This window comes from Saccharopolyspora tripterygii (assembly GCF_054778355.1).
On sequence record NZ_BAAGZP010000034.1, the window covers coordinates 169012 to 175203 of the forward strand.

General features: G+C 70.3%; 4 protein-coding genes and 1 pseudogene. All 5 read right to left on the bottom strand.

Annotation, left to right across the window (positions count from 1 at the left end):
* Nucleotides 1–2: 2 nt before the first annotated feature.
* The 5 genes and pseudogenes from ACYVF3_RS24590 to ACYVF3_RS24610 all read right to left on the bottom strand — a co-directional run bounded on the left by ACYVF3_RS24590 (nucleotide 3) and on the right by ACYVF3_RS24610 (nucleotide 5634).
* Nucleotides 3–2771 carry a sensor domain-containing protein gene (locus ACYVF3_RS24590; RefSeq protein WP_461156622.1) on the bottom strand — a complete coding sequence of 923 codons (2769 nt, stop codon included), beginning with the start codon at nucleotides 2769–2771 and terminating at the stop codon, nucleotides 3–5.
* A 107-nt stretch (nucleotides 2772–2878) separates the two neighbouring features.
* Entirely contained in the window at nucleotides 2879–3721 is an 843-nt protein-coding gene (locus tag ACYVF3_RS24595; protein ID WP_461156623.1) for a class I SAM-dependent methyltransferase, read from the bottom strand.
* Nucleotides 3722–3724: 3 nt separating this feature from the next.
* Nucleotides 3725–5092: a glycosyltransferase gene (locus tag ACYVF3_RS24600; protein WP_461156631.1), complete on the bottom strand. Its 1368-nt coding sequence runs from the start codon at nucleotides 5090–5092 to the stop codon at nucleotides 3725–3727.
* A 93-nt stretch (nucleotides 5093–5185) separates the two neighbouring features.
* Nucleotides 5186–5374: pseudogene (locus ACYVF3_RS24605) on the bottom strand (glycosyltransferase); the annotation flags it as partial.
* Entirely contained in the window at nucleotides 5347–5634 is a 288-nt protein-coding gene (locus ACYVF3_RS24610; RefSeq protein ID WP_461156624.1) for a hypothetical protein, read from the bottom strand. The gene ACYVF3_RS24610 and the pseudogene ACYVF3_RS24605, both read right to left, overlap by 28 nt.
* Nucleotides 5635–6192 lie beyond the last annotated feature (558 nt).

The following is a 6192-nucleotide window of genomic DNA, read 5'->3' on the forward strand; positions in this document are numbered from 1 at the left end:
CCTCATTCCCGCCTGGTGCGACGGTCGGCGAGCTCGATCGCCTCGGCCAGGTCGCCGACCGGCACCGGGCGGCTCATGTAGTACCCCTGCGCCTGGTCGCAGCCCGACTGGCGCAGCACCTCCAGCTGCTCGGCGGTCTCCACGCCTTCGGCGATCACCGCGAGATCCACCGCGTGCGCCATCGCCATGATGCTGTTGACCAGCGCCGCCGCCTCGTGGGAGTGGGCGATGCCGACGATGAACGATCGGTCGATCTTCAGCGAGTCCAGCGGGAGCCGCAGCAGCTGCGCCAGCGACGAGTAGCCCGTGCCGAAGTCGTCGATGGCCAGTCGCACGCCGTACCGGCGCAGCTCCTGCAGCATCCGCGTCGCCGTGGCCGGATCGTGCATGAGCGCGCTCTCGGTGATCTCCAGGGACAGCGACTTCGCCGACAACCCGGTCTTGCGCAGGGCCTTGTCCACGGCCTCGGGAAGATCGGGATCCTCGAGCTGACGCACCGACAGGTTCGCCTTCACCCGCAGGTCGAGGTCGTAACGAGTCCGGAACCGGGCGATCTCCTCGACCGCCGTGGCCAGCGCCCACGCCCCGATGTGGTGGATCAGGTCGCTCTCCTCGGCCATCGGGATGAACTCCTCCGGGGAGACCGTCCCGTGCACCGGGTGCGTCCAGCGCAGCAGCGCTTCGACCCCGCTCACCCGGTTGGCGTGCAGGTTGACGATGGGCTGGTAGGCCAGCCACAGCTCGCCGTTCTCGACGGCCGAGCGCAGGTCCTGCTCCAGCTCCAGGAAGCGCTGCAGTCGTTCGCGCAGCTGCACGTCGAAGAACGCCACGCGCCCGCGGCCGCGCGTCTTGGCCTCGTACATGGCCACGTCCGCATCGCGCAGCACGTCCTCCGCGGTGCGGGGGTCGTCGGGCGGGACGAGCACGATGCCGATGCTGGCGTCGACGTGCAGGTGCCTGCCCTCGACCAGGATCGGGTCGGTCAGCCGCCGCCGGATCCGGTCGGCGAGCGCGTGCAGCCGCGACGGGTCCTCCTCGTCGTGCACCAGCACCACGAACTCGTCGCCGCCGTGCCTGCCGACGTGCTCGTCGGAGTCCATGACCGACCGCAAGCGCTCACCGGCGACCCGCAGGACCTCGTCGCCGACGACGTGTCCGAGCGAGTCGTTGATGATCTTGAACTTGTCCAGGTCGATGAACATCACGCCGGTCGGCGTGGTGCGATCGTCCTCGCGCATCGCGTTCTGCAGCCGGCGCAGCACCATCGTCCGGTTCGCCAGCCCGGTCAGCGGGTCGTGCGTGGCCTCCCGTTCCAGCTGCTTGCGGAACGCGCGCGGCTCGGTGATGTCGGTGAACGACACCATCGTCCGGTGCGGCGGGGAGTCCTCCGGGGTCAGCGAGCGCGCCGAGATCGCCAGCCACGCGCTCGTGCCGTCCGGGCGGACGAAGCGCGCCACCCGCCGGTTCTCCGGCTCACCGGTGAAGCGCGTCTGCAGGGACGGCGCCTGCGGCAGCCGGTTGTCCTCCTCGTCGAAGGCCACCCACGATTGCGGGTCCGTGCCCACCAGGTCGTCCTCCGCGGTGCCCAGGATGGCCGTGGCCGCCGGGTTGGCCATCACGATCCGGCCGTTCGCATCGATGATCAGCACGCCCTCGTCGAGCAGGCTGACCACGGTCGCGTAGCGCTTCTCGGCCGTGCGCCGCGCCGTCTCGTCGGCGCACACCAGCACGTACCCGTTGCTCATCTCCGCCGCCGAGATCCGCACCATCACCGGCGAACCGTCCGCGTGGCGGTGCTTGGCCTCGGTGGTGCCGCCGACGGCCAGCAGCGCCGAGGGGTTGATGTCCGCGCCCACGAGATCCCCGGCCGGGCGCCCGCGCGCCTGGTCGGCCGAGAAGCCGTAGATCATCTCGGCGGCGGGGTTCCAGCTGGTCACCACGCCGTGCCAGGTGGTGGCGATGATCGCGTTGTTGACGTGCTCGACCAGCGCAGCCTGGTAGCGCAACGCCGCCTCTGCCGCCCGCTGCGCGGTCACGTCGCGCAGGATGACCTGGAAGGCCGGTCGTCCGTGCCAGCTCGTGCGGACCGCCACCGACTCGACCAGCATCCGAGACCCGTCGACCCGGATCATCTCGGCCTCGGCCGGTTCGGTGGTCGTCCCGGGCTCGTTGGCAACCGACAGACGCGAGAACAGCTCCGCCCGCGCGTGCTTGGCGACGAACTCGGTGATGGGGTGCCCGAGGATCTCGTCGGGCGAGGTCGCGCGCATCATGCGCACGCCGGCCGGGTTCACGTAGACGGTCGTGCCGTCCTGGTGCACGCACACCGCGTCCGGGTTCAGCTCGATCAGCCGCCGGTAGCGATCCGCGACGTCGGTGTCGAGGCGTTCCTCGTTCAGCGGGGACGCCACGTCCACCGCGAGGCCGACGAGGCAGCGCTCGCCGCGGTCGAGCGCCGTGCGGCAGCGCAGGAAGACCGCGCGCCGCTCGCCTGAGGGCGTCGAGAACGGTTCTTCGAGCGATTGCGAGCCGGGCGCCTGCAGCGTCTCCGCGGAGTGCACGAGAGGCGCGATGAGTTCCCGCAGCCGGCCGCGGAGCTCGTCCTCGCCGCCTTCGCCGACCTCCAGCAGCTCGTCCATGCCCGTCGACCAGCGCAGCTCGCCGTCGGACAGCCGGTAGCTCCAAGCCGCAGCGCGGTTGACCTCGCAAGCCAGGTCTCGGAGTTCCTCGTCCAGTCCGTACGCACGGTGCAGCCGGTCGCTGTCAGTCATTGCCCTCCGCTTCCGAGGCGGACGCCGACGACCACTCTCCTCCGGTCCCGTGCCCGTGCTTCACCCGCCCCCCGCCCGCCCGGCACCAGGCGGGCGGGGGCGACGGATCAGCGGTGCTGAACCGCGGCGCGGGGAGCCGGGGCGAAACGCTCGATGTCAACGTGGGAACCGACGTCGGTCAGCCGGACGGCCACCTGCTCGTTGTCGATGGTGAACGCTTCGTAGGAGAACTTCCAACCGGTGGCGTCGATGTGCTCGCCCCAAGCGCGGTACTCGCCGAACTGCCAGCCCGGGTAGTTGAAGAACTCGTCGAACACCACGACGCTACCCGGCCGCAGGCGAGGGCCGACGAGCTCCAGGACGGTCTTGGTGGAGGAGTAGATGTCGCAGTCGACGTGCAGGAACGCCACCGGGCCCCGGTGCGCCTCCAGGAACTTCGGCAGCGTGTCGTCGAACCACCCGACGACCAGCTCCGCGCCGCTCACCTTCGGAGGCCCGTCGGGCAGCATCTCGCCGCCGAACGTGCCCTCCGGGAAGCCCGCGCGCCAGTGCTCGGGCAGGCCCTCGAACGAGTCGAAGCCGTAGACGTCGACGCCCTTGCGGGAGCGCGCGATCTCGGTGAGGGTCTTGCCGGAGTAGACGCCGAACTCCAGCGCCATGCCGTCGGCGGGAGCCAGCGACAGCGCGTGCTTGAGCGTGGCGATCGGGTCCGGCAGCATGTGCGCCGAGGCCATCTCCTGGTGCACCAGGCGGGCCGTGGACACGGCGGCGTCGCGTTCCCCGGCGGCGAACAGGTCGCGCCGGGACCGCATCTCGAAGTCGCGGGTGGCGTTGATGGCGCGGTCGACCTCCGGGCGGACGACGCCGGCGACGGCGTCGGACACCGCTCGCTGCAGCTTCTCGCGTGCGGCGACCCGCACGGGCTTGAGGGCGCGGGACAGCAGGTTCACGATCTACTCCTCCGAAGAGTCGGTTTCGTCGAGCTGGAACAGGCGCGTCCAGTTCTTCCTGTCGGTGAGCGCGCCGTGGCCGTCGCGCCACGCGCCGCGCGCCCGTTCTCCTTCCCGGCGCAGCCGCAATGCCGCGCGCAGCGCCTTCCTCCCGACTCGGCGCAGTTCGTCGCGATCGACCCGGCGGATCGAGACCGATTCCTGGGAGGCGTCGGTGACGACCGCGGTCTCGAACAGGCCGACGTGCCACCAGTGAGCGTCACCGGAGGAGATGGAGGCGGAACCGCCGACCTTGCCGAGCAGGTGCCACACCAGGCGCTTGGCCAGGACCAGCTGACGTCGGGCCGGGTCCGGTCCGGCCTTGGCGAGGGGCCGTGACGAGCCGCCCAGACCGGGCACCTGGGAGGGCGCGTACCGGGCGGTCTCGGCGTGCGGAGCGCGGATCGCCGCGATCCGCCGGAGGGTCGCCGCGTCGCCGTCGCGCAGCACGCCCGGACCGCGCAGGAAGTCCTGCACCGCCGCGATGAGCACCTCGGCCTGCGCGTACCGCATCGACGCCAGGCACTCGGCGGTCCAGCGGAGGAAGACCTTCGCGCTCGCGGCCGGGTTGAAGTCACCGTGCAGCGCGTCGATGATCAGCGCGTTGCGGAGCGTGAAGTAGCGGACCCAGCTCTCCTCGTCCTTCCAGTCGAAGTCCGCGTGCCACACCGCCGCGCCGGGCAGCGTGATCGTCGCGTGCCCCCGGCCCCGGATGCGGTAGCCGAACTCCACGTCGTCCCACTGGAAGAACATCGGGATGGGGTAGCCGGCGTCGCGCACGATCTCCGACGGCAGCAGGCAGCACCACCAGGCGTTGTAGTCGGCGTCGACCCGGAGGTCCTGCAGGTCCTCGGTGAGGTCGGCGCGGTCCAGGCCGCCCTCGACGGCCAGACCCGGCTCGATGGTGGTGAAACGGGCGTGCTCGGCGGACACGTGGATCCGGTACGGGTGCAGCAGCTGCAGCATCTGGGACCCGACCACGACCGGCTCGACGGCGGAGTCGGCGAAGGTCGTCATCCGCACCAGCGTGTCCGGCTCCAGCAGGATGTCGTCGTCCATGAACAGCGCGTTGACCACGGCGTCCTCGTCGGCCAGGGTCTCGTGCAGGCCGCGCGTGAACCCGCCCGCGCCACCGAGGTTGCGCTGCCGTCGGTACTGCAGCAGACCGCCGAGCATGCCGCGGACGGCTTCGAAGGACTCCCGCGACTCGAGGGTGTCGTCACCTTGGTCGACCACGTAGACGGCGGCCAGGGCGCGCAGCGCGGCCGGGTCGGCGGCCAGCGCGCGCAGCGTGTTGAGGCAGTCGTCCGGGCGGTTGTGCGTGCACAGCACAGCGGAGGTGGGGCGGCTGCGCGGCGGGTGCGGTACCAGCCACTCGACGTCGGCGACCTGCAGCGAGTCCGCTTCGGTGATCAGGTCCAGCCAGATCGCCCCGCCGTCGACGAACTTCCCGACGTCGGCGGTCCACTGCACCTGGGACTCGGTGTTCCCGGCGACCCGCTCGGTGTGCAGGGTTCGGGTGGCGCCCTTGGCGTCGGACGCCATGACCCGCACGATCCCGGCGCCGCTGACCGTCGCGCGGATGATCACCCGCCTGACGGCGGTCCAGCGCTGCCAGTAGCTGGCGGGGAAGCGCCCGAAGTAGGTCGAGACAGCGTGCTGTGCGGGTGGACGGTGACGGCGGTGCGATGCCGGGTGGCGGCGCCGTCCTCGATCTTGGCGTAGAGGTCGACGGGCAAGCTGGCGAACGGAGGGGTGAAGAACGTTCGCATGGCTATGGCCGTACCGGGGTCCTCCTCGTGGAGCGCCTCCTGCCGGTCGGCCGGGAGCGCCGCGTTCTCGTCCACTTCTCGAAAACCGCCAACAAGTGTCATGAGCGCCGCATTCTTTAGCTGTGACCTAAATGGATTGACGTGAGTCAGTCTGCGCGATCTCGCGCGATTGCTCAGAACGCACGACGGCGCGGACGACGGATATCACCTGTTCTGGTGATGGACGGGAGGCGCTGCGTGGGGTTCGGACCGCGGCGGTCGCGGTGATCACGCCGCTTGACAAAGCAGGCCGGTGTCACCAAAATTTTGGTCACGCCGGGTTCGACCGACTCGATGCGCTCCGTCGGGAGCGCGACCGCTGGCTGAGAGGCGCTGCAACGGACATCAGGTCCGCCACGCTCGGCCGGCGGGGTAAAGGGACAGCACGGTAAGGGCGCCTCCTGACGGAGGTGCCTTTTTTGATGTCGCGAGGGGGATCGCGGCCCGTTGTCCGACGAGCGAAAGCCGCGTTGAGCCGGATTTCCGCCGACTCCGCGTGATCGCATCCGGGCATTCGCCGCAACCGTCCACCTAGGACGGGTATGTCAACTGGTCTTGCACGAAAGGGATGTCATGAGCGTCAAGTTGCAGAAGGTCAATGGCCTGGAGTTCGCGGTGAAG

Bases quoted from the DNA above. Each gene is read 5' to 3' on its own strand.
- ACYVF3_RS24610 (WP_461156624.1), bottom strand. From the start codon at position 5,634: ATGACACTTGTTGGCGGTTTTCGAGAAGTGGACGAGAACGCGGCGCTC.
- ACYVF3_RS24590 (WP_461156622.1), bottom strand. From the start codon at position 2,771: ATGACTGACAGCGACCGGCTGCACCGTGCGTACGGACTGGACGAGGAA.